General features: G+C 43.2%; 15 protein-coding genes and 1 pseudogene. 8 read left to right on the forward strand and 8 right to left on the reverse strand.

Going from position 1 to position 23,137, the window contains the following annotated elements:
- Positions 1 to 3: 3 nt before the first annotated feature.
- Positions 4 to 2,517 (forward strand): zinc-dependent metalloprotease, encoded by a 2,514-nt coding sequence (locus BMZ72_RS01090; RefSeq protein WP_089804400.1) that lies wholly within the window; start codon positions 4 to 6, stop codon positions 2,515 to 2,517.
- A 59-nt stretch (positions 2,518 to 2,576) separates the two neighbouring features.
- Here BMZ72_RS01090 and BMZ72_RS01095 read toward each other — a convergent pair whose 3' ends face one another.
- Both BMZ72_RS01095 and BMZ72_RS01100 read right to left on the reverse strand, forming a co-directional pair.
- Positions 2,577 to 2,771, reverse strand: coding sequence for a hypothetical protein (locus tag BMZ72_RS01095; protein ID WP_089804402.1), 195 nt, complete (start codon positions 2,769 to 2,771; stop codon positions 2,577 to 2,579).
- Between the two features lies 1 nt (position 2,772).
- Positions 2,773 to 3,315 (reverse strand): glycosyl-4,4'-diaponeurosporenoate acyltransferase CrtO family protein, encoded by a 543-nt coding sequence (locus BMZ72_RS01100; protein ID WP_089804404.1) that lies wholly within the window; start codon positions 3,313 to 3,315, stop codon positions 2,773 to 2,775.
- Between the two features lie 225 nt (positions 3,316 to 3,540).
- Between BMZ72_RS01100 and BMZ72_RS01105 the strand changes: the two genes are divergently transcribed.
- Together BMZ72_RS01105 and BMZ72_RS01110 are read left to right on the forward strand one after the other, a co-directional pair.
- Complete coding sequence (locus tag BMZ72_RS01105) at positions 3,541 to 3,969, forward strand: EthD family reductase (RefSeq protein ID WP_089804406.1); 429 nt, start codon at positions 3,541 to 3,543, stop codon at positions 3,967 to 3,969.
- Positions 3,970 to 4,251: 282 nt separating this feature from the next.
- Entirely contained in the window at positions 4,252 to 6,621 is a 2,370-nt protein-coding gene (locus tag BMZ72_RS01110; protein WP_089804408.1) for a TonB-dependent receptor, read from the forward strand.
- Between the two features lie 73 nt (positions 6,622 to 6,694).
- On the opposite strand, the gene BMZ72_RS01115 is transcribed toward BMZ72_RS01110, so the two are convergent.
- From BMZ72_RS01115 to BMZ72_RS01125, 3 genes are all read right to left on the reverse strand, one after another.
- Positions 6,695 to 9,073 (reverse strand): ABC transporter permease, encoded by a 2,379-nt coding sequence (locus BMZ72_RS01115; protein ID WP_089804410.1) that lies wholly within the window; start codon positions 9,071 to 9,073, stop codon positions 6,695 to 6,697.
- Between the two features lie 317 nt (positions 9,074 to 9,390).
- Positions 9,391 to 11,355: a hypothetical protein gene (locus BMZ72_RS01120; RefSeq protein WP_143087561.1), complete on the reverse strand. Its 1,965-nt coding sequence runs from the start codon at positions 11,353 to 11,355 to the stop codon at positions 9,391 to 9,393.
- 82 nt (positions 11,356 to 11,437) lie between these two features.
- Entirely contained in the window at positions 11,438 to 13,135 is a 1,698-nt protein-coding gene (locus BMZ72_RS01125) for an RICIN domain-containing protein (RefSeq protein ID WP_089804413.1), read from the reverse strand.
- A gap of 304 nt (positions 13,136 to 13,439) precedes the next feature.
- Between BMZ72_RS01125 and BMZ72_RS01130 the strand changes: the two are divergent.
- Positions 13,440 to 13,784: pseudogene (locus tag BMZ72_RS01130) on the forward strand (BlaI/MecI/CopY family transcriptional regulator).
- A 6-nt stretch (positions 13,785 to 13,790) separates the two neighbouring features.
- On the forward strand, positions 13,791 to 15,254 hold the full coding sequence (locus BMZ72_RS01135; protein WP_089804415.1) for a M56 family metallopeptidase: 1,464 nt from the start codon (positions 13,791 to 13,793) through the stop codon (positions 15,252 to 15,254).
- A gap of 162 nt (positions 15,255 to 15,416) precedes the next feature.
- Here the strand turns inward: BMZ72_RS01135 and BMZ72_RS01140 are convergent, their stop codons facing one another.
- Positions 15,417 to 16,076: an SMI1/KNR4 family protein gene (locus BMZ72_RS01140; RefSeq protein WP_089804417.1), complete on the reverse strand. Its 660-nt coding sequence runs from the start codon at positions 16,074 to 16,076 to the stop codon at positions 15,417 to 15,419.
- A gap of 157 nt (positions 16,077 to 16,233) precedes the next feature.
- Between BMZ72_RS01140 and BMZ72_RS01145 the strand changes: the two genes are divergently transcribed.
- On the forward strand, positions 16,234 to 16,623 hold the full coding sequence (locus BMZ72_RS01145) for a hypothetical protein (protein ID WP_089804418.1): 390 nt from the start codon (positions 16,234 to 16,236) through the stop codon (positions 16,621 to 16,623).
- 227 nt (positions 16,624 to 16,850) lie between these two features.
- Positions 16,851 to 17,825, forward strand: coding sequence for an SMI1/KNR4 family protein (locus tag BMZ72_RS01150; RefSeq protein WP_089804420.1), 975 nt, complete (start codon positions 16,851 to 16,853; stop codon positions 17,823 to 17,825).
- Positions 17,826 to 18,001: 176 nt separating this feature from the next.
- On the opposite strand, the gene BMZ72_RS01155 is transcribed toward BMZ72_RS01150, so the two are convergent.
- Both BMZ72_RS01155 and BMZ72_RS01160 read right to left on the reverse strand, forming a co-directional pair.
- On the reverse strand, positions 18,002 to 18,766 hold the full coding sequence (locus BMZ72_RS01155; RefSeq protein ID WP_177222644.1) for a DJ-1/PfpI family protein: 765 nt from the start codon (positions 18,764 to 18,766) through the stop codon (positions 18,002 to 18,004).
- Positions 18,767 to 18,831: 65 nt separating this feature from the next.
- On the reverse strand, positions 18,832 to 19,761 hold the full coding sequence (locus tag BMZ72_RS01160; RefSeq protein ID WP_089804425.1) for a GlxA family transcriptional regulator: 930 nt from the start codon (positions 19,759 to 19,761) through the stop codon (positions 18,832 to 18,834).
- 685 nt (positions 19,762 to 20,446) lie between these two features.
- Between BMZ72_RS01160 and BMZ72_RS01165 the strand changes: the two genes are divergently transcribed.
- Positions 20,447 to 23,020 carry a TonB-dependent receptor gene (locus BMZ72_RS01165; RefSeq protein ID WP_177222645.1) on the forward strand — a complete coding sequence of 858 codons (2,574 nt, stop codon included), beginning with the start codon at positions 20,447 to 20,449 and terminating at the stop codon, positions 23,018 to 23,020.
- Positions 23,021 to 23,137: the final 117 nt, after the last annotated feature.

A 23,137-nucleotide genomic window follows, 5' to 3' on the forward strand; every position in this document is an offset into this window, starting at 1 on the left:
ACCATGCTTAAATACAACATTGCCTTAGCGGCCCTGATGGCGCTGGGCGCAGGTGCGCAGGCACAGAAGAATACATCAGCAAAGAATACACCGACAGATAGTGCCAGCAGGAAGACAGACTCATTACCTGCCGGTATTAAACCCTATGATCAGGTGATCACTAACAAAGCCACCAGCTACGATGGTTTGTTTAAGGTGCATTATCTGAATAGCCGCTACTATTTCGAGATCCATGATTCATTGCTGACCCGCGCCATTCTGGTGGTGAACCGTATCGGGAAAGCGGCTACCAGTGCACGGCCTAATATGACAGGTTATGCGGGTGACCAGATCGCTGAAAACGTTATTCATTTTGATAAAGGCCAGGACGACAAAATACTGTTGAAGGTCATGCGTTTCCAGGAGCGTTCCGGCGATACTACAGAGAACGGGATGTACAGGGCGGTGCTCAAATCCAACCTGGAGCCTATTGCAGCTGTGTTTCCCGTAAAAGCCTACAACAAGGCAGCACATACTACTGTCATCGATGTGACGGATATCCTGACCAATGAAAATGAGATCTTTCATTTCGGTACACAGGTAAAGGCAACGCTGAAACTGGGTGCGATCCAGTCCGATAGATCTTTTATCACCGGACTGAAAGCTTTCCCGATGAACATCGAGATCCGTACCATGCGCAGCTATCTGTCAGCTACACCCGGCGCTACGATACCTGATACCTATGAGTTGAACAGTTCTATGGTGCTGTTGCCAAAAGAACCGATGCAGGCCCGTTACGCGGATGCACGTGTGGGCTTTTTTGCCAGAGGTTATATAGACTTTGATGCGGATCCACAGGGCGTTAAAGCGCGCTACCTGATCACACGCTGGCGCCTTGAGCCTAAAGAGGAAGATATTGAGAAATATAAGCGTGGCGAACTGGTAGAACCAAAACAACCGATCGTCTACTATATTGATCCGGCCACACCTAAGAAATGGGTGCCTTATCTCATTGCAGGTGTAAACGACTGGCAGAAGGCTTTTGAGCAGGCGGGTTTTAAAAACGCTATCAAAGCTTTACCTGCACCGGAAAATGATTCTACCTGGAGTATCGACGATGCACGTCACAACGTGATCGTATATAAACCTTCTTCAGTAGCTAATGCGAGTGGTCCTCATGTACATGATCCACGTAGCGGTGAGATCATCGAAACGCATATCAACTGGTACCATAACATTATGCAGCTGGTACATAACTGGTACATGGTACAGGCAGGTCCGCTGGATCCGAATGCCCGTAAAATGGAGTTTGATGATAAGCTGATGGGTGAGTTGATCCGATTCGTATCGAGCCATGAAGTAGGTCATACCCTGGGACTCGCCCATAACTTTGGCTCCAGCTCCACCGTGCCGGTAGAGAAGCTGCGGGATAAGGCATGGGTTGAAGCGAATGGTCATACGCCTTCCATTATGGACTACGCCCGTTTTAACTGGGTGGCACAACCAGAAGATAACATCGGACAAAAAGGAATTTTCCCCAGAATCGGAGACTATGACAAATGGGCCATACAGTTTGGCTATCGCTGGTATCCACAGTTTAAAACACCTAATGAAGAAGTTGCGTATCTGAACAGGTTGGTGATTGATAGTCTGGCAGCCAATAACCGTCTTTTCTTTGGTAGTGAAAATGCTGGTAGCGATCCACGTAGTCAGAGCGAAGATCTCGGCGATAACAACGTACTCGCTGCCATATATGGTATTAAAAACCTGCAACGCGTTTTACCACAGCTCAGGAACTGGACCAGCGTACCCAATGAAGGATATGACAATCTGAAGAACATGTACGAAACGGTGCTGCGTCAGTATATCCTGTTTGGCGCGCAGGTGATGAAAAGCATTGGTGGCGAATTCCAGACCCTGAAAAGCGTAGAACAACCAGGTGTACAGATATCACCGGTGAGCTATCAGCAGCAAAAGGAGGCCATGAAGTTCCTGAACGAGTATGTGTTCACTACTCCTAAATGGCTGATCAATGACACATTGACTGCACTGACAGGTATTGATGGCGCTACCTACATAGGAGTGGGGCAGTTCAACGTGATCATGCGGCTGATGGCATCCGGTGCTATTGTTACGCTCACACGTGATGCTGAGCTCCATAAAGGCACTAAAACTTATACTGCCAGCGAGATGCTGGATGACCTGAGAAATAGCATCTGGAGTGAGTTATACAACAATAAGCCGGTTGACCTGTATCGCCGCAATCTGCAAAAGATGTATATCGACCAGGCTAAAAAGGCATTTAAGCAGGTAAACGAGATAGTTGGCAGAAACAATGGTAACGGTACCATCTTCTATATCAATCCGGACCCTACCAGCAACGACGCCTCTTCATTAATGCGCGCTCAGCTGGTAACCCTGCGTAGCGATATCCGCAAGGCGATTCCGGTGCAGACAGGTGTTTCAAAATATCACCTGCAGGACATTGAAAACAGGATCACCATGATCCTGGAAGGTAAAGAAGTGGAGAATAAATAATTGCTAACTATTCCTATGAATAAACCAGCGGCTGTGGGGCGACCTGCAGCCGTTTCTTTTTATCTGCTTTTAGAGCTGAAAGATCCGGAAATAAGTACTAAATCAGCTACCGCATAATTTTGCAGTTCCTGTCCTTGTCTGTCAGGATAACCGCAAAGCGCAAAACCATTGGCGATTTGAAAGACGATCATGACGCCTGCTGCATCATCAATTTCCGGATCGGAGTGTCTGACTTTACTGCCTTTTTGTATCATACTAAGCGGCCCTCCGTTTACTTAAGTTGAGTGCTCTTGCTATCCGGGGACGATTATACCGTTGAAGGAAAATTGGATAGAGATTCAGCAGGATATTCAATATCAGTAATGATAAAGACCTGACAATGCCAAACCTGAGTGCCACAAAAACGTTAAACGGCAGGACGATCAGCAGGATAATTGCGTGATCCAGTTCAGACTTCTTTGTTTTGTAGTATAAACTTTCCAGCGCAGCAGTATTTTTTTCTATCGGACTGGATTTTCTGATCACTGCTTCCCAACCAATCAGGACCAGTAGTTTTCTAAAGAAGTTTATTCCCAGGGATTCGTACACTTTTCCCCGCTGTTCCCATGCCTTTTGATTATAGTAGGAAGACGTAAGCGGGCTTTTTTGTGTCTCTGTAAAAACGGATACGCAGAGCATCAGAAGGAAGTTCAGGGCCCAGGCGAACGCAAACCCATCCATTCTGATATAGGTAACGAGGGCATAAATTGCGCCAATGGAGGCGATCGCGATTGAGGTTAAAATTAAGGTCTTTTTCATTAGTTATTATAAAAGCATTGATTGCCAATTACTCCACCGCCATATTCCAGGACAGGTTTATCGTTGGCAGGAATATAGGTACAGCTGTGTCTTTGCCACATGAATTATTGCTACCGGAGCAAATTAATTAAAAAAACAGCACAAGCGTTCAGGATTTCATGTTAGTACGCTATTTCTTAAAGTGCTATTAAAAGCTTAAATTTCTTATACTTAAAATAACTTATCATGATGCGTAAACTAATGTTATCATTCTTATTTTTAACTGTTTGTTTTGTTGCATTTGGTCAGGAAAAGGGAGGTGGGAAATCTAAAAAGGAAAATATTGGTGTAGTTGAAAAGGGTTTAGTGAAGATATCTATCTTATATCCTTATGCTGAAGGTAAGACCTTCAATATGGCGTATTATGAGACTAAGCACATGCCTATGGTAGCGGGTTTCTTAGGGTCTAATCTGGTTAAATATACAATCGAGAAAGGGCTTTCCGGCGGTGCTCCCAATCAACCTTTACCTTTTATGGCAGTAGGGGCATTTTATGTAAAAAGCTTAAGTGAATATCAGGCGGCTATTGCACCAAACATAGATGCAATTCGTGCGGATTTTGCTAACTATACCAATGCTCTTCCTCTTATTCTGGTAAGTGAAGTGGTAAAATAAACTGATTTGATCCATAGTAAACAGTTCTTTATCAATGTGTAAGATGACTTGCCTGTTTCCTAACACTGTTACTGATAAAAATAGCCCACGGCCGATATCTGGCCCGTTGAACAAAGTAAGGTGGTAGATAGAGGAATGTCCGTCAGTAGCGCGTTTGGCCCCTAAAACGGAAATTGGATAGCAAGCAGCAGGAAATTCCCAATTTGATAAAAGAAATTCCGTTTTCGACATATAATATGTCCGCCGACCTGTGCACTTTTGCAGCCTAATTTAACTTTGTATATGGGAAGGCATCTGGGGAAACTAATTTCAGGACTTGCACTAATATTATCATTTTTCTTATTTAATGCGGCTGACATCTATGCAAATGATATAGATGATAAAGCGACAGGTATCTCTGGTATCGTCGTTACCAGCAATGGAGAACCTGCTCCGGGAGTGACAGTGATTATTCAGGAACTGTCTAAAGGGGCGATCACCAATGAAAACGGTGCATTCAATTTCAAAAACATTCCGGTTGGCACCTATCATCTGAAAGCATCATTAATTGGTCTGGAGCCTGTTGTGGTGGAGGTGAAGGCAGAAGAAGGCCGGGAAAACCATATTAAGATCACATTAAGTACTTCTTCGCAAAAACTGGAAGAAGTGGTGGTGACCAGTGGCGGTAACCGTTTCGGAAGAAAAGAAAGTGTGGATGTTTCCAAAATGGCCTTAGCCAACATGGAGAATCCACAGGTTTATACGGTTGTAAGCAAAGAGCTGATGAAAGAACAGCTGATCACAGACTATAACAGTGCCTTTAAGAATGTGCCGGGAGCTGGTGTTGCGGAAATCAGAAACCAGGGTAGAACCACATTTATTTCAAGAGGTTTTCCGACGCCTCAGCTGGTGCGTAATGGTGTAAGCAGCTTTACCTACACAACGATCGATCCGGTAAACCTGGAGCGTATTGAGGTGATCAAAGGACCATCCGCTACCTTGTTTGGTAGTACAGTATCCTCTTTTGGTGGACTGTTTAACAGGGTAACGAAAAAGCCATTGCAGAATGCTATGGGTGAAATTTCATATTCCGGTGGAAGCTGGAATCTGAACCGTCTCACCATGGATATCAACTCCCCGCTGAACAAAGAGAAAACTGCCCTGTTAAGGGTAAATACAGCTTTGCATAGTGAGAATAGTTTCCAGGATGCAGGCTTTACCAGAAGTTTTCTGATCGCTCCCAGTTTTTCCTATGCAGTAAGCGACAGACTGACACTTTCCCTGGATGTGGAGTTCAGTTTAAATAAAGCCACTTCTCCGACGCGTCTGGCGCCTTATACCAAAGGAACGGCTAAAAGCATTGAAGACCTACATATCCCTTACAGACTTTCCTTCGCAAACAATACCATTACTTATAACAGCCAGCAGTATAACATCTTTGCGCAGGCAAAGTATATACTTTCCAAAAGCTGGACTTCCCAGACAATTGTTTCACGTACCCGGTCTTCCTCTGATGGAAACGTGGTGCAGCTGACAATGACCTCAGATACATCCCTGCGTCAGGCAGTAACTAACCAGGAATTTCCTTACTACGGAACAGATATTCAGCAGAACTTCATCGGCGACTTTAAAATTGGCGGTTTAAGGAACAGGGTTGTTGCAGGTCTGGACTTTTACAGTCTGAAATCAACCCGCAATGACGCTACCGTAAATCTGGCGCCTATCGATGTCAGAAAGCCAGGTGCAGGATATAACAACTTTACGCTTGAAAAGGTAAAACCTCTCTTTGCCAATGCTACATACAGCAATTTTGTAGCCGGAAGGGAAGAAACCTACAGTGCTTATGTATCTGATGTACTGAATATTACGGATAAATTACTGGTAATGGCCAGTCTGCGTGTGGACAGGTATATGAACAAAGGCACTTATTATCCTGCCCAGGATTCAACCGCAGGCAATTATAACCAGACCGCGCTGTCACCGAAATTCGGAGCAGTATACCAGGTGATTAAAGACAAGGTATCCGTCTTCGGTAACTATATGAACGGTTTCAACAACGTTTCAGGTTCTGATTTTGAGGGTAATACGTTTAAACCAACACAGGCTAACCAATGGGAAGGTGGTGTGAAATTTGACCTCAACAAAGTAAGTGCAACACTGAGCTACTACAACATCTCTGTTACCAATGTTACCCGTGATGATCCGGAGCATGCTACCTACTCCATCCAGGACGGTACACAGCTGAGCAAAGGATATGAGGTGGAAGTGATCGCAAATCCGGTAAAAGGCCTGAACATCGTAGCAGGTTACACCTACAACGATAGCAAATTCACCAAGGCGAATGCTACTGTGGAAGGTCTGAGGCCAACAACTGCCGGTTCTCCTAAAGTAGGAAATCTGTGGATCAGTTATCGTCTGGCCTCCGGAGCAGCTAAAGGACTTGGTTTCGGTTTTGGCGGTATTTACGCGAGTGAGTATTATCAGACCAATACGACTACCTTCAAATTTACCATACCTTCCTATACCGTACTGGATGCGGCTGTTTTCTATGACAAACCGGGCTACAGGATCGGGTTGAAGGTGGATAATCTGACCAATGAAAAATACTGGTCATATCGTCTGGCAGCGCAGAATCCTACCAGGGTTACAGGTAGTGTGACGTTTAAGTTCTAAGCGCATTATCTGCAAAAGATATCAGGGGCTGACCGGTATGGTCAGCCCCTTTTTTATATAAAGTAATGGGGATTTATTCACTACGCAGGCTCTTTACAGGATTTACCATGGCTGCTTTGATACTCTGAAAGCTGACGGTCAGCAGCGTAATCATTAGTGATCCTATGCCTGAAACTGCAAAAATCCACCAGGAGATGTTTGTACGGTATTCGTATTTCTGGAGCCAGTTTTCCAGGAAATAGTAGGATGCCGGTATTGCGATGATAAAAGCGATGATGACCAGGAATGCAAACTCTTTGGAAAGTAAAGTCCAGAGGTTAAAGACAGATGCCCCTAGTACTTTCCGGACACCCATTTCCTTTGTGCGTTGTTCGGCGACAAATGAAGCTAAGCCAGATAAGCCTAAACAGCTAATGAAGATCGCCAGGATAGCAAAGCCCCAGGCAAGCTGTCCGATACGCTCTTCGGCGGCAAATTTTGAAGCATATTGCTGGTCGATAAATTTATAATCGAAAGGGCTTCCGGGGTTGAACTTGCGGAAGACAGTCGCGATCTTTTTTAATGACTCGTTTGTGCTGTTCTGGGGATTCAGCTTAATGTTGATGACGCTTGCCCAATTATAATCCAACATGAAAACGGTCTGGTAGACCGGCTCAAATGGTGAACCCATCAACATATCTTTGACAATACCTAATATCTGAAATGGTTTACCATTCCATTTTACAGTTTTGCCCACAGGATCTTTCAATCCCAGATACCTGGCCGCACTTTCATTTAAAACCATTCCGGAAGAATCAGTGGCGAAGTCACGGGAGAAATCGCGACCAGCAATAAACTGCCAACCTATGGTTTTACCAAAGTCATGGCTTATGGCAACTGTTCCCAGTTGTTCTCTGAGATTTGGATCTTTTCCTTCCCAGTCAAATCCAATTTGCCGTGATTGTAAACTGGTTGTTGGTGAGGAAGACGTTGACATTTCAATAACGGCGCCTGTTTCAATCAGCTCTCTTCGTAATGCATTATAATGTCCATACAGCTCCGGTGTGTTCATATCGACCGTGATCAAAGCCTCACGGTTGTAGCCAATGGGCCGGTTTTTGGCATATTGGATCTGACGGAAAACGATGATTGTCCCGATAATGAGCGTAACTGATACGGTAAACTGGACAACTACTAATACCTTTCTTGGTACTGACGCAAACCGGCCGGCCCGGAAGGTACCTTTCAGTACTTTAACCGGTTGGAACGAAGACAGGTAGAGCGCCGGATAGCTGCCTGCAATCAGGCCGGTTAGTATACTAAAGCTTACACCCAACATCCAGAAAAACGGCTTGTTCCAGGGCAGGGAAAGTTGTTTATCAGCTATTTCGTTGAAGAAGGAAAGTGCCAGGCATGTTAGCAGCAGTGAGAGTATAAATGCAAAAGCAGTCACCATTAGTGATTCAGCGAAAAACTGACCAACCAGCTGCGAACGGATGGAGCCAACAGCCTTTCGGATACCGACTTCCTTCGCCCGCTTCTCAGACCTGGCTGTCGACAGGTTCATAAAGTTGATACATGCGAGGAGTAGCACAAAGACACCAATGATCCCAAATAACCATACATACTGGATCCGCCCATCTGTTTTACCAGATTTATCCCACCCCGTATACAGGTGCCAGCGGCTCATAGGATGCAGGAATATTTCCGGTTTGGAATAGGCGGTTTCGGGAAGATGAAGCACCCTCAGGTCCTTTATTTTTTTAGAAACAGTGGTAAAACCGGAATTGGGAGAAAGCTGAGCCAGTATTTGCCAGGAATTGTTTTGCCATCCACCAGTGTTTTTAATCCAGGGTTCGGAGGAAGCGTATAATTCCCATGGTGCGACAAAGGTCATTTCTCTGAACTCGGTGTTGTATGGCAAATCCTCGTAGACGCCGGTAACTTTGACACTAAGCTTATTATCAATCTTCATGATCTTACCAATCGGATCGATATGATCGAAGAGGACCTGCGCAACAGAGGATGATAACATAATCGAAGCTGGTTCTTTTAACCCATCTCTTGTTCCGCGGACCATTTTCAACGTTAACATTTCAGCGGCCTCCTGACTCATGTAGTTACCTGTTTTGGTGATCTTTCGGTCGCCATAGGCCAGCACGTGATTGCCAATCCAGGATGCAATTACAACGTGTTTAAAATCATCGTGAAATTCTGTCTGCAAAATGTTCCTTAACGGAAGCGGCATATATTCACCTACTCCAAATTCTCCGTTAACCGTTGAACTTTGCATGACCTTTGCGATCCTGTTATAATTTTCATGGTATTTATTGTAGGATAACTCATCATACACCCAGAGACCGATAAGCATCGCTACTGCCATACCCGTGGCAAGCCCTGTAATATTAATGACAGAATAGCCCTTCTGTTTGAGAATGGTTCTGAAAGCGATTTTGAAGTAATTACGTATCATTTCATGGCTTAAGTAGGAGGTTGATGGATATGGACATTACTGGTCAGACGGGTCGGTTTTCACGGGGTATTAGCCCTGAAACGTTCATAAACCCGATACGGTATCAGAGAACCTGCCGGTCTCGACCAGAAATTGTCCCTTACTGCTAAATTTACTATAAGCCCAAATAGCTTGCCCGTATATTTATTTTTTATATTCTGTTGATATGTAATTGTTTATGTTCGTTTCGTGTGCCTGGAAGTGTTCATTAGTGGACGTTATCTGTCCGCCCATGAAAACGAGGTTGCAGGAATTGAAGTGAAGAGAACATATTGATGTTATACCCGGGTGTATATAACAATCTCCTTTTCTAATTGCCTGGTTAAATACTTGTCCGCCTGCCAGTCTAAACTACCGGTTATTTTATAACCGCCCAGATTTTCAAATTGTCTGTTCCATACCAGGGCAATACCGTCACTTAACAACATCACGAAAAGATCCCCTTTGTCGAAGAACAGGATACGGTGTGCATCATTACCTCTATTTTTTAGGTATGTCTGCCCTTCAAATTCTACCAATGCCGGATGATAAGAATATTCAGTATGTACGCCATCTTTATATGCTGAGTAGGTATGGGGACTCAGCATGTCAATCACTTCCTGTAGTGGAATCAGTTCCGTTCTTTCGAGAGATGGTAATTTCCAGGCTACATACTTTCCATGATCGGCACAACCTGTAATATATTGATCGTCTGGCGAGAAAGCTGCGATCGTCAATCCAAAGTTGTGATTGATATCATTATACATGGTTTCTTTGTAGTCTTTCAGATAGGTGGGATGTGCCCAGAAGTTTTCTTCCCGGCCATTTTCCAGATCGTAATACTGGGACTTTGAAGAATAAAAAAAACTGATAAGTTGGTTTCTATTGTGAGAGAAGGCATATTCGTGATTACCATGCGCGTAGGGATACACTTTTATCTTTTCTCCGTCGAAATTCAATAATGTATTTGCCACATCATATTTATGCGTCACAATCCATTGTTTCTCTGCAACAATACTGTTGTTCCTGTGTCCTTCAATTTCAATCTGTTTTTCAATACCGCCATTACTGTTATAGATGATAAACCAGTTTTCGTACAAGAGCAGGTATTGATCTTTCGATGGTAAATAGGCAAGGTCGGTGATGTCGCATTTTTGTCCGTATTTATCTGTCTTTTCAAGGATAGGTAAAGGCAGTTCCAGGCACTTGTTGTCCTGATCAATAATGTAATTGTTTACATAGAATGCATCTTTCCCTTGCAGATAACCGGTTTTAACGTTAAAAGACTTGTAAAAACCATCAGGGGCAGATAATGTTTTTTCAAATACCAGATCGCCTTTTGTGTTGTATTTGTATACGTTTTTACTGTTTTCAATGATCAATACATCACCGGCAGTATTGATCCGTACATCAGTGATATTAAACCCGCCTATATCAAACCGCAGGCATTCGTTGAATTGCAGTTTTGGTCCAATGCTGAGTGTCTCCTTTTGCCGGTCCAGCACTTTTATCATGTGCGTAAAAGGATTCGTATAGGTATGTTGTAATACGCGTTGCGTAAAAGCGATAAAGTTATCCAGATGTCCTATGTAAGCGACAGCCGATGCGGGATCAGTAGATTGGTATTCTTCAATAATGTCTATATAACGTTGAAAGTGTGCATCATATAAAGTCCTGGCTTCGTCTGTATAGCCACCATAAATCAATAAGGTGTGATGGATGTCATACTTTTGAGGAAGTATTTCATAGAACTGCCTGATATCTGAAATCTGGTCCATAGCAGCGATCAGATCAGGTAAGGCGTGGCTGACCAATTCCTCAAAAGACACAAAATCTGCCTGTCTTGCATTTGTTGCGGCCAGCGAGGTTGTTATATTTTTTTTGAATTCCGCCGCAGATCCAGATTGATAAAAGTCGTCCAGCTGGAGTTCATCAAAAGGCAGTTCTATCGCCGAATGGATATAGTTCATATGATGTTGCATATGCATGCCTTCACCAGTCTGTTCGGTATACCATTTGTCAAATTTTGGTGCTTCTATAGAGGAAGAGAGTCTGAAGGAGAAATATAATTTATCAGCAGGTTTATCGTAATACAGGGAACAGAAGACGTACGATATGCTGAAAACCTGCTGAAGTAATCCCCGTTGTCGTATAAACTGAACTTTTGTTTTAGAATATTTAAATCCCAGAGAGGACATGTGTGGAGTAAGCCTGTCGACCAGTACTCCAGCTATTAACTGTTTGATTTTACTATCTCTAACCATGAATGTAATTTTCAACTAAGACCCCGGCTTTTGAAAATATTCTCAGGAAGCCGGGGTTAAAGATCGGGGTGCGGATAATACTTTAGTAGGTATATTCCCAGTGAAAAGTAAGTTTTTCAAGTAACGCATCATTATGTGAGCCCGTAATATTCACTAATCTGGCATTAAGTCCATCTGCAAGGTCTGCTGAAAAAGGCGTCTTATTTTTCTTGCCTGCTCCTATTACATGTCCCTTCATTGTAGTAAACCAGATACCCTGAATATGCTTATACATATACCCATAAACACTGGTGATGTAGTCATCCTTCAGCTCCTGCTCTATATATGTCGAAGTAACTTTTCCTGCCGTCACACCGGTTTTACCCTCATAGCCAAGCGCAATACCTGTTAATTCGTCTTTATCATAATAAACAGTAATCGATTTGATGACTGTATTTTCCAGGCCGGAGAACGCATGGGTATTCATAATACCACCAAAGGAGCCAACAGCTCTTTTCTTCTTACTTCTTCCGTATTGCCCTTTTTCATCAGGATTAAGATACTTCCATACTTTTGTTTGAGCTGTTATCTCATCCAGTTCGGATTCATACTGTTCTTTTATCTGTTTCCTGCGTTGATCAACTGCATTGATGGTAGTGGGCATATAAGCACCTTTTGATCCTTCTACGGCAGGATAGAACGTCATTGTCCAGTTGTCAAAGGTATCTTTGGCGGTACAGGCAGGCTCATAAAGGTTGGCAGATTCCTGAGCTGGCTGAATATGCGACATCCGGGATTGTTTCAGCGATTTTGTATGTTTCTCTACTTCTTTGCTGAATTTTTCAATGCAGTCCTTCAGATCGGTCAGATGTTGTGCAGCATCTTTTGCACTTGGCTTGCGTCCGAATATCAATTCATAGTCTACCACCAGTCTACGATATAAAGCGATCATCAGTGAACCTAGTCCTATCAGATAAGGCAATACAGCAGGTTGCTTATTAAAGAAATGAGGCCGCCTTCCCTCTGCTAATACCAGGGTTGATATTAGTTGGATACCCTTGTCATTTTCCCCATCGGACATACCATCAAAAGTGCTTGCATTTTTCAATATCCCTGTCAGATCATCTCGTAAGCCGGACAGCATACTGTGTTCCATCACCTGCGCAATCCGGCTGTCTACATAACTTTTCATCTGGTCCCATACATCCGATAAGGTGTTGTTTGAACTCCATAAAAAACCAATAATGGCACTTACAGCTCCACCGTTGGGGGCACCAGCACTGATGCACCCTAATACCATCATTCTCAATAGCTCATTGTGCTCCACGTAAGACACAGCGCTACCTCCTACCGGGTCATATGCGACGGGCACCAGTTTAAACAGCTGGTTGTCAGTACCCGATAACTGAAACTGCCCAACTTCGGCGTCATCCTCTTTCCGTCCCAGGATAACGTCTATGAACTTGTTGCTGTGCAGTACCCTGATCCGGTAATAGCCATCACCGGCAGGGTCCAGGTGAAACTGATGGTTTTCTTTCCCTGGTTCCCAATGCCATTGAATGAAGGCCGCTCTATTATCATGAGAAGAATTATTAACCGCGAGGTAGCGCTCGTTTTTCCGTGGCATAATCCAAAAGAAATGAGGACCTTCTGCCAAGGTAAATTTCTGGTTCTCATTATCGGGGTCCAGGGTCATCTGGGTTAGAGTTGCCCCTTTTGAATCGTTCTTAAAACCAAGCGCTTTACCGCTATGCTTTGCGACAAGGTAATACCGTTGATCCGGTAAATTCTTAAATGCCATTGAATTTTTGTATTAAGGGTTAGAAAGCAGGTTGCTGTGTCTAGTTGTGTCTGGTATAAAGATTAAAAATTATTTCAATATATTTTGTAGTAATAAAATGACGGTGATTTCCGCAGATCTTCAGGGGAAATAAACAGAGCTGCTCTCTCTTGCCAGTGAATGATAATAAAATACCTTCCTCACAAAGGAACATACCTTTCTGAATAGGTGCTTTTCATTTTAATTTGGTGGTTTACGAAAACTTCGTAGATTTACGAAATAATCGTAGTTGTTTGTTTTCAAAAGCATGTTTATGGAAAAGCTAATGCAGCAGGAGGAGCTGGCAATGCTCGCGATCTGGAAAACCGGTTCAGGGTCTGTAAAGGACTTTCTGGAAAACCATCCTTCGCCTCAGCCGCCGTATACCACACTGGCTTCTACCATTAGAAACCTGGAAAAGAAAGCATATCTCACAAGTCGTAAGACAGGTAATCTCTATGAGTATACGCCTGCCATTGCGGAAGAGGAGTACAAATAGAAATTCATGAATGGTTTTGTGAAAGATTACTTCGAAGACTCTTATAAGGCGCTGGTTACCTTCTTTGCAAAAGAGAAGAAAATTACGCCTGAAGAACTCAGAGAGATTGTAAGAATGATCGAAAAAAAGTAACTGCTTATGCTTATTTATCTGTTAAAAGCCAACATCGTACTGGTTCTTTTTTATCTGGCGTATCGCTTCGGATTAAGACGACTGACCTTTTACACGCTGAACAGGTTTTTCCTGATTGGGGGGATTGTATGTGCAGCTGCAGGACCATTGATAGACCCTTCTGTTTTCATCCAGCAGCACCACGGACTGAATGCTGTAGCAGAAACGCTACCAGATCTTTCTATGTTTAAAAGGGTTGAAAAGCCGCTCATTCACGTGGTACTGGAATATATCTTCTGGGGTGGAGTAGGAGTGATGCTCACACGATTGGTGATACAATTACTGTCGTTACTGAACCTGCACCGAAATACAACTAAAACGTTATACGGTAAAGAACAACTACGCGTTACAGAGCGGCATGTCAATCCTTTTTCTTTCATGCGTAATATCTATATCAATCCATCCCTGCATAGCAATGAAGAGTTAGTCTCTATTATCAGGCATGAACAGGTACACGTGAGACAGTGGCATACGCTGGATGTCTTACTGGGAGAATTGATCAGGATCTTTTACTGGTTTAATCCCGGCGCGTGGTTAATGAGTACGGCTATCCGCGAGAACCTTGAGTTTATCACTGACAGATGTATACTACAACAGGGCATGGATGCAAAAGCTTATCAATACAATCTGATAAAAGTAAGTGGGATCCCATATGCGACGGCCATCGCAAACAATTTCAATTTCTCACATTTAAAACAAAGGATCATGATGATGAATAAGAGAAGATCATCCCGCTATCATTTGGTGCGTTATGTAGTATTAGGCGCGATCATGGGACTCGCTGTATTATCACTGAATTTCACCAGGGCAGCTGTAAAGGCGGAGACGTCTGCCAGACATATTGCAACGATGTTCTTTCAGTATGATACCGTTAAACCGGCATATGTTCCTTATTCGGTACCACCGCCACCACCGCCGGTACCACCAGCTACTTCCCCCGCTGTTAAACCTGTAAAAGGTAAAGCGGTGCCACCACCTCCACCTCCTGCTGCACCAGCACAACCTGTGGTGGAAGACATTAAGATGGAACCTGTAACAACGCCTATCCCTGCGACAGCAATGGGATCGCTGGTTGAAGACGTCGAAGAAACACCGCTTCCTGGCGGAGGTGTTGCACTAAGGAAAATAAATCCGGATGTTAAAATGAAACCGGTGTTTTACATAGATGGTATCCGTTATGGAGTAGAGCCGCCTCCAGACCTGAATTCTTACGATATCAGCTACATTAATGTCTTTAAAGGTGAATCGGCAGTAAAACTGTATGGGAGTGAAGCCAGAGATGGCGCAATACTGATCTATACTAAGGCTTATAAAGGTGACGCCAGCATGAAGAATGCGCAGCCGGTAAAAACTGTTACCACTGTCGATGGCGTTAAGATTCAGACAACGGGCACAAATGCGCCGGTAAAGACTGCTGAAAATAACAAATAGATAAACAGTGGTGCGCAGATGATTGATATTGAGGCTGCTGATGCGGCTAAACCATAATTTTATAACAACATTGCTGCATAGGAATTGAATAACAAGCGGCTGCTCCATTTACCGTGAGTAGCCGCTTGTTCTTTATATATCGCCGGTGATCGGGAAGCCTGATTACAACTCCAGATTCTTCATCTGTAGCGCAATATCCTGTTTGGCTTTTAGGAATGTTTTTAAGTCAATTTCTCCTGATTCCTTCTTTTGCTTAATATTTTGGAGCTCTCTGTTCAGATCCGCTCTTTTTTTCTCTGTTGCTGATAATTCTCTTTGAGGATAAAGTTTGTTAAGTTCCTCTTCGACATTTGTCGTTTTACCCAATACGTCATCAAGTGTATTCCCTAAAAACGCATAACTATCATCATCTCCAATACAACCCGCCGGAACAAGAAGAACAGATGGATCGTTTCGCTGGTTGCTGAAATCATAGACGTAAAACTTTCCTCCACCATTAAAAGCGATCGGTAAAAGATCTGGCGCCCAGATTAAGAACCCGTATGCAATATACATTTCCCTGATCCCTTCTGGACTCAGAAACCCAAATTCTCTTTCGCCGTTTATGATACCACCGCCATTTGAATAGGCTAGTAGCTGCCTGTATTCTTCAGGTAATTGTAAATAAGGGGGAATCTGAAAATCATTTACTGTTTTACCTCCCGTATAGTTGGAAATAATTTTAAATTCTTCTTCAGTGTATGGTTGAAGAAAATAATTATCGGGGATTTCGCCTTTTAGTCCTTCTTCTTTGCTAAAGAAAGTATATTTTGAGTACCACATTGTGCCTGTACGATTTAAGCTTGTTGATAGTAACAGCTCTTTATGCCGGTAAAGATAACTTTCTTTTTGCCAGATTGCTGTTCATGAAAGCAGACAAGAGAAGTATGATCGCTAATTTCAATAATAATTACCTTCGTTGTTAAAACCATAATACCCTATGCGTGCATTATTAATAGACGGCTTTGATCAGGTGATGAAAGAAATCGATCTGCCGATAGAAGCTGCAATGTTTCATCAACAGGTAAAACAATACCTGCATTCAGAAGATGTTGATAGTATACATCCTGATAAACTACTCACCATTCTTTTTGATCCACTGGTCTTTGCCCAGGCAGGTACTCCGGGCTTTCTTTTAGAGTTATTGGAAAAATTCCCGTTATTTGGTAATGTCATTTGTGTCGGGCGTAATCCAGTTACTTATCAGGTGGAAGATCTGCCCAAAGAATTTACACCAGACCATTTCAACATCACCTGGTATGACGCAACGGCGTCGGAGGAGTGCAGAAAGAAAGCCATGCAGATCGGTATCGATAATTATAGAAGTTAATTGTTCCCGAAGCTTACCGCAAACAGGTAATAATTGATCCTGTTTCAATGAATATCTGTTTAGGAGAGAACAACCAGTGTTTGTCAATTACCGCATATATGAACAATATAATATCTCTGTATTTGCAGGGTCTGAGTGAAGATGGCTACAGCATGACCAGGACTTAATAAAGAAACTATTATTTCAACTTTCAACCGTCAGATAATAAGATCATTAAAAAAAGCATTATGATATTCAAAGACTTTGACCTTTCCGGTTTTTGGGACGATAGCGAATACGCATTGAAGGAATACGTTGACCAGACACCTTCTGACAATCTTATTGCGGATATCGAAGCCGAGCTGGGTTTTAAGCTACCCGCTTCTTACATTGAATTAATGAAGTCACATAATGGCGGAATCCCTAAAAACACTTGTTTCCCAACCAGCGGGGCGACTTCCTGGGCAGATGACCATATTGCCATTACAGCAATAATGGGCATAGGACGGGAAAAAACGTATTCTTTATGCGGGGAACTGGGTAGTCAGTTTATGATTGATAACTGGGGATATCCGGACACAGGCGTTTACATTTGTGACTGCCCATCTGCGGGACACGATATGGTAATGCTGGATTACTCCAGATGCGGAAAAGACGGAGAGCCCGAAGTGGTGCATGTTGACCAGGAATCGGATTATAAGAAAACTTTTTTGGCGAAGGATTTTGAGACTTTCATCAGAGGGCTTGTAAATGAAGATATATACGATACTTCTGCACAGGAACTGATCGACACACTCGAATCTTTTAAAACAGGCAGGTTTTCAGACACACTGCAGCAATACATAAAAAAAGAGGAAGCCATTAACTTTGATACCATTTTGCGTAATCTTTTCACAGAACTGAGTAAAGAAAAGGGTTACTTCGCTTTGCATGGCGATCCACTTTCTTATCTGGCCTATGATGTTCAGTTTTACCTCTTAACGCTAAATAAGGAAATAAAATCAAAAGAAATTTTTATCAAAGAATACCTGCCGCTGGTAGCAATGGGAAACAACGAAATCTCAACAGGAGGTTATGCGGATTTCTTTAAGGATTGGTTTGATGAAAGAGTTAATAATAGCCAGATAATGAAAACAGCGGGTAATTTTGCGTTTAGCAGAGAGTACAGGGAGCAGTTCCTGGAGCAGATCAGGAAATATGAGTCAACGTCTGCCCAAAATTAGCGCTCATTCTTTTAGTCTCTAAATAGATCAGTCAGGGTCATCTGAAACCGGTTTCCAGTGACCCTGACTGATTTAAAGATCGAACCAAAGCATTGTTGATGTAGCTATGCGAGGTGTAGGATTTGATTCCAATAAGTAGCGACTAAACCAACAGCACTCACCAGCGGCCGTTGTGATTATTTCGTCACTTCCAGTCCCTGCTCCGGAACATATTTGTCATACTCCATATGTTGCGCAATGCGCAGCGCCGCTTCTTCTCCACGGAGTCGCGCCACCAGGTGTAATGCTCCATCAATGCCTGCTGATATACCGGCTGTGGTAATCACCCTGCCGTTGTCCACGTAACGTACATTGTTTAGGACTTTAGCGTTGGGAACCGACCGTTGTAAATTTTCAATACTTTTGTGAAAGGTGGTTACCGTCAAACCGTCCAGCAGACCGGCCTTACCCAGTACAAAAGCCCCCGTACAAACAGAGAAATAGCCATCAGTGCTTGTATCCCGCTTTTTGATCCAGCTGATCACCTCCGGATCGTTCGCTGCTACGTCATCGTCTCCACCGAAAATAGCGAAGTAATTAGCAGGTGGTGCATCCACAATGCTGTAATCAGGAACCACTTTCAGGATGCCCTGCACCGTTACCGGCGCTTTGGTTTTACCAACAGTAAATATCTTAAACCCGGCATAGGAGAATACTTCCATCGGACCGGCAAAATCCAGTACTTCAGTGCCATTATACAGATAGAAGCAAATGGAGTAAATGACAGGCTTAGCCGTATCTTTTGCAACCAGCGCCATACCACAGTGGGCGCAAACGCCGGGCGCATGATGAATAATGGAATCACAGGATCTTCCGCAAGGCGGGCATACATAGTTGGCCGGCTGTTGCTGTGCCAGTCCCCATAATGGAAGGCATAATAGTAAGATAAACAATTGTTTCATGGGCATTAATTCTCTCCCCAAATTATACCTATATAATTTGCAAAGAAGGACAACCCGACTGCAAATCAGGCCATTTTAGCTTTTACTTCTCCTTTTCGTGCCAGCTGGCTTAACTGCCGGCTACTACCTATGCCACAGACTTTACCCACCCAGGCCAGCTTATGTCCTTCCTTCAGTAGCTGAACAGCCTTCTCTTCCCGGAGATGGCGGATATAATCTCCGATAGTAATACCGGTAGTCGTTTTAAAGAGGCGTGTGAGGTTGCGGGGCGACATATGGGCCTGTTCCGCCAGCTCAGTAATAGTGAGTTTAGTATGGAGTTGCCGGGTAATATGATCCTGCACCTGGTGTACCTGGTAACTGATATGCTGCCGGTGTTGCAGGTAGATACTATGCTGGGAAGCATCCCCGTCCCGGCGGATATACACTACCATATCTTTGGCTACTGTATAGGCGAAGGCTGGTCCATGATCTGCTTCCACAAGGTACAGCGCCAGATCGATGCCCGTAGAAATGCCCGCGCTGGTATAGATATTATCACTTTTCACAAACAGCTTGTTCTCTATTACGTTGGCCCGGGGAAAATGTTTGGCCAGCGCTTTTGTATATCCCCAGTGAGTGGTGCAGTCGCGCCCATTCAGCAGGCCTGCTACTGCCAGCACAAAAGCCGCTGTACATACGGAACAAACAGTCGCTCCAATTGCTGCGGCGTGCTGCAACCAGGGTAACCACTGCTCATCCGCCGTATGGTCCCATTTGCTGAGGTCAATCCCTGCTACGATCACAATGTCTTCCGGCTGCACCACTACAGCCTCAAGCGGCTCTACGTTTGTAAAACCCAGGCCTGCGGAACTGCCAGTGGAGGGATAGGGAGATACATAGCGTAATTCATAGGGATGCCCGCAACATCCTGCCTCATAAAAAACTGTTACGGCACCGGCCAGGTCCATTAAATGGACATGGTCCAGCAAGAAAAAAATAACGCGCTTTTCCATGAAACTAAGGTAAGGATAAGATTATTAAAAGGTTGATTCGTAGCAGCTACATATCATATTCCTAATAAACAAAACGCTCCGGATTTCTCCATTGGAAACGTTTCATCTTTCATGATCCAAATGATGCTAATCCCGAACCTTTTTATATCCGATTTATTTGAAAGTGAGTACAAAATATAAAAAGAGAATATGAATTCCACAATAATCGATTATAGGTCAGCACTCATTTAATAGCGACGGCTTATAAAATTTTTAAGAAATTAAAAAAAATTAAGACAGCTTCGTTTAATCGCTCGCACATAAGCCTTATGTAATACTTATCTTACATTAATGTTGCGTTCGAAACGGAGCATTAGCGTAAGATAAGTATAGCCTGACTATATCCTGACCTTAGTTAACCGGGGATAAAAAACGGCAGCATCTCAATCCTGCTATATTCTTCAAATACTCACCATTGCATTTCAATTTATAATTCATAGTGAATTACGATATACGCTACGGCAAAAGAAATGAGGTTTTTATGTTTTCTGTTTAAATAGCTAACGTATATGCCTCATAATGAAACTATGCAGCAAGGCCCATCCGTCTTATACATATGCTGGACTTCTCAGACAAAGAGATTTGGACTTTTAAGGTAAACAGAATAAGTGATTACTGCGCATTTTGCATGCATAAATTTTTAGTCATGGGAAATGAAAAAAACAGTAGTTACAAAAGTGAAAGATGGCGTTATCTGCCACCCCTGAAGCATGTAACATACGAGGCTGAATACTTGGTAAAAAAGGGTAGAAGTAGATCTGCATTGATGGAGCAGGAATGCCAGGGAAAGAGTAATATCATCGCGGGTGAAAACAAAGCAGTCAGCAATGTTAAGCTGATGCGTACACTTTTTTTAACCAGTCTTTTCTTCCTGGTAACATCCCTTACTATGGCCCAGGTAACCGGAACATTTAAAGGGAAGGTTATTGAAGAATCAACAAAACAACCTATCCCCGGAGCAAGTGTATATGTCAATAATTTAAAAGTTGGGGCGACAACTGATACAGGTGGAATCTTCGTAATAAGATCAATTCCTGTAGGAACATATCCGGTAACGATCGCTTCTATGGGGTTTCAAAATAAGCAGATAAGTGAAGTGGTCATAACCGCAAATAAGACCTACTATACAGAAATAGCGTTGTTACCGCTGACGTCACAACTTGGAGAGGTTACGGTAATGTCTTTCAAAGGAGAAAACAACCTTTTAACACCCGTATCCACATACGCTTATTCAAGGGAGGAGCTATTTCGTAGTCCGGGGGCACAAGGCGATATAATGCGGGCTTTGTCAAGTTTGCCCGGTGTGGTAAGCAGTGGGTCGCAATTTTCAGCGATTGCAGCGAGGGGACAGGGCACACAGGACAACGTGTATATGGTAGACGACATACCTATGTTTAACTTATCGCATTTGGAATCAGAAGGCTACAATTCCGGTTTCAACGATCCTAATGGCGGCAGGTTCAGCATTTTTGCCCCACGCATCATTGATAATGTGCAGTTTCAAAATGGAGGATTCGATGCCCTGAATGGCCGGAGATCGTCTTCCTATCTGGCACTTGGTGTAAAAGAAGGTAATAAGGAAAGTTGGTCTTTAAGCGGACAATTTGATCTTATGGGAGCGACACTGATTGCTGATGGACCAGTTTCGCAGAAGACCAGCATTTTTGCCTCCGGCCGCTATCAAAACTTCAGTGCGCTGATCCGGCTTCTGGATGAACAGCGGGCGGCGATATCATACGGAGATTATCTGATCAAAACAACAACTGAGATTAATGCCAAAAATAAGCTTTCCTTTATCGCAATGTATAATCCTGAACGACCAGTCAGAACAATTGACGATGTGGAGTCAGGAAAAAATATAAACGATGATAACAGCGGCGGCACAACCCTATACGATCACAGGGGGAATAAAATAATGGCTGGCTTAAATTTGCGAACACTGATCGATGCAAAAAGTTATATCAAAAACGTCATATACTACCGGTCTTCTCATGTTGACAATCACTTTGGCCGGTTTAATCCTTCTCTGGATGACGATGGCGTTATTATTAATCCTGCCTCCGGCGGCTTTGATGCCAGCCTCAGAACTATCAAAAATGATCAACAGGAGATAGGATACCGGTCAATATATACAAAGCGGTTCAACAAACTGACACTCACTGCAGGTGCTGATGCGATGGTGATTAACCTGGATTATGCCAGAACGCTGGATCGTACAGATACAATCTATTCTTTTCGTTCTACAGACCGTCAGCCTGGGCAACAGCAAAACTATCAGGTATTGAATCCCTCATTGTACAATTCCAGCTTTGATAAGGCAACCTTTAATGGTTCCGGTTATATAAATTTATCCTGGAACATTTCCAGTGTCGTGACTATCAATCCCGGTATGCGCTACGATTATACGGGATTCACCGGTCAACATACGTTCTCTCCGCGATTGAGTGGGAGTGTAGCTGTAGATGACAGGCAAAGTCTCAATTTTGCCTCCGGTATTTATTATCAGGATGCAGCTTACGCTGATATTGCTGGTCAGTCTGCAGGGAACAAATTAAAAAATGAACGTTCCATCCAATCTATTCTCGGATACAAAATGCAATTTTCCAGTGATTTAAAACTGGTGGTTGAGGGATGGCACAAAGATTTCAGGAATGTTGTTGTTCAACCAAACCGTTCACAAAGTTATCTTAACAATAATGGTAGTGGATATGCCTATGGAGCTGACGTTAATTTGACCAAAAGGTTGTCAGAGAATTATTTTGGGCAGATCAGTTATTCCTATATGCAGAGCAAAAGGAATAATAACGATGGGCTTGGTGAATATGATTATGTATTTAATATACCGCATACTGTCAGTCTGATGGGCAGCTATAAACCAAATAAACAATGGATCTTTTCCGGCAAATTCCGCTATAGTACAGGGCGTCCTACCGATCAATATATTGTTTATACAAATGTGTTAAATGATCCCGCGCTGCTGAAATATGCTCAGGAAGTAACATCGGTTAATGGTACAAGATTGCCTGATTACATCAGTCTGGATGCACGGGTAGATTACAATAAGCAAACCCGATGGGGCGTATTCTCCGCTTTTATAGATATAGTCAACGTATTCAATCGGTTCAATGTCAATACGGAGGTATTCCTGCCTGATACAGGCCGAGTTTTCAATGTCGGACTGGGCGTATTCCCAACCTTCGGGATTAGGGTCGAATTATAGAACAAATGAAGGAAAACTAAACACTATGATATTTGCAGTTATAGCCGCCGCAATGCTTGCGATCAGGAAGGCGTGGCAATGGATAGGAAAAAGAAAGGGAAAAACCACAGACCAGTA

This window comes from Chitinophaga sp. YR627, from assembly GCF_900114995.1.
Taxonomy (GTDB): Bacteria; Bacteroidota; Bacteroidia; order Chitinophagales; family Chitinophagaceae; genus Chitinophaga.

Excerpts from the sequence above, each read along its gene's own strand:
- BMZ72_RS01100 (WP_089804404.1), bottom strand. The coding sequence starts at position 3,315 with ATGAAAAAGACCTTAATTTTAACCTCAATCGCGATCGCCTCCATTGGC.
- BMZ72_RS01105 (WP_089804406.1), top strand. The coding sequence starts at position 3,541 with ATGATGCGTAAACTAATGTTATCATTCTTATTTTTAACTGTTTGTTTT.
- BMZ72_RS01135 (WP_089804415.1), top strand. The coding sequence starts at position 13,791 with ATGCTTATTTATCTGTTAAAAGCCAACATCGTACTGGTTCTTTTTTAT.
- BMZ72_RS01155 (WP_177222644.1), bottom strand. The coding sequence starts at position 18,766 with ATGAAACAATTGTTTATCTTACTATTATGCCTTCCATTATGGGGACTG.
- BMZ72_RS01115 (WP_089804410.1), bottom strand. The coding sequence starts at position 9,073 with ATGATACGTAATTACTTCAAAATCGCTTTCAGAACCATTCTCAAACAG.
- BMZ72_RS01125 (WP_089804413.1), bottom strand. The coding sequence starts at position 13,135 with ATGGCATTTAAGAATTTACCGGATCAACGGTATTACCTTGTCGCAAAG.
- BMZ72_RS01140 (WP_089804417.1), bottom strand. The coding sequence starts at position 16,076 with ATGTGGTACTCAAAATATACTTTCTTTAGCAAAGAAGAAGGACTAAAA.
- BMZ72_RS01090 (WP_089804400.1), top strand. The coding sequence starts at position 4 with ATGCTTAAATACAACATTGCCTTAGCGGCCCTGATGGCGCTGGGCGCA.
- BMZ72_RS01145 (WP_089804418.1), top strand. The coding sequence starts at position 16,234 with ATGCGTGCATTATTAATAGACGGCTTTGATCAGGTGATGAAAGAAATC.
- BMZ72_RS01110 (WP_089804408.1), top strand. The coding sequence starts at position 4,252 with ATGGGAAGGCATCTGGGGAAACTAATTTCAGGACTTGCACTAATATTA.
- BMZ72_RS01150 (WP_089804420.1), top strand. The coding sequence starts at position 16,851 with ATGATATTCAAAGACTTTGACCTTTCCGGTTTTTGGGACGATAGCGAA.
- BMZ72_RS01120 (WP_143087561.1), bottom strand. The coding sequence starts at position 11,355 with ATGGTTAGAGATAGTAAAATCAAACAGTTAATAGCTGGAGTACTGGTC.
- BMZ72_RS01165 (WP_177222645.1), top strand. The coding sequence starts at position 20,447 with ATGGGAAATGAAAAAAACAGTAGTTACAAAAGTGAAAGATGGCGTTAT.
- BMZ72_RS01095 (WP_089804402.1), bottom strand. The coding sequence starts at position 2,771 with ATGATACAAAAAGGCAGTAAAGTCAGACACTCCGATCCGGAAATTGAT.
- BMZ72_RS01160 (WP_089804425.1), bottom strand. The coding sequence starts at position 19,761 with ATGGAAAAGCGCGTTATTTTTTTCTTGCTGGACCATGTCCATTTAATG.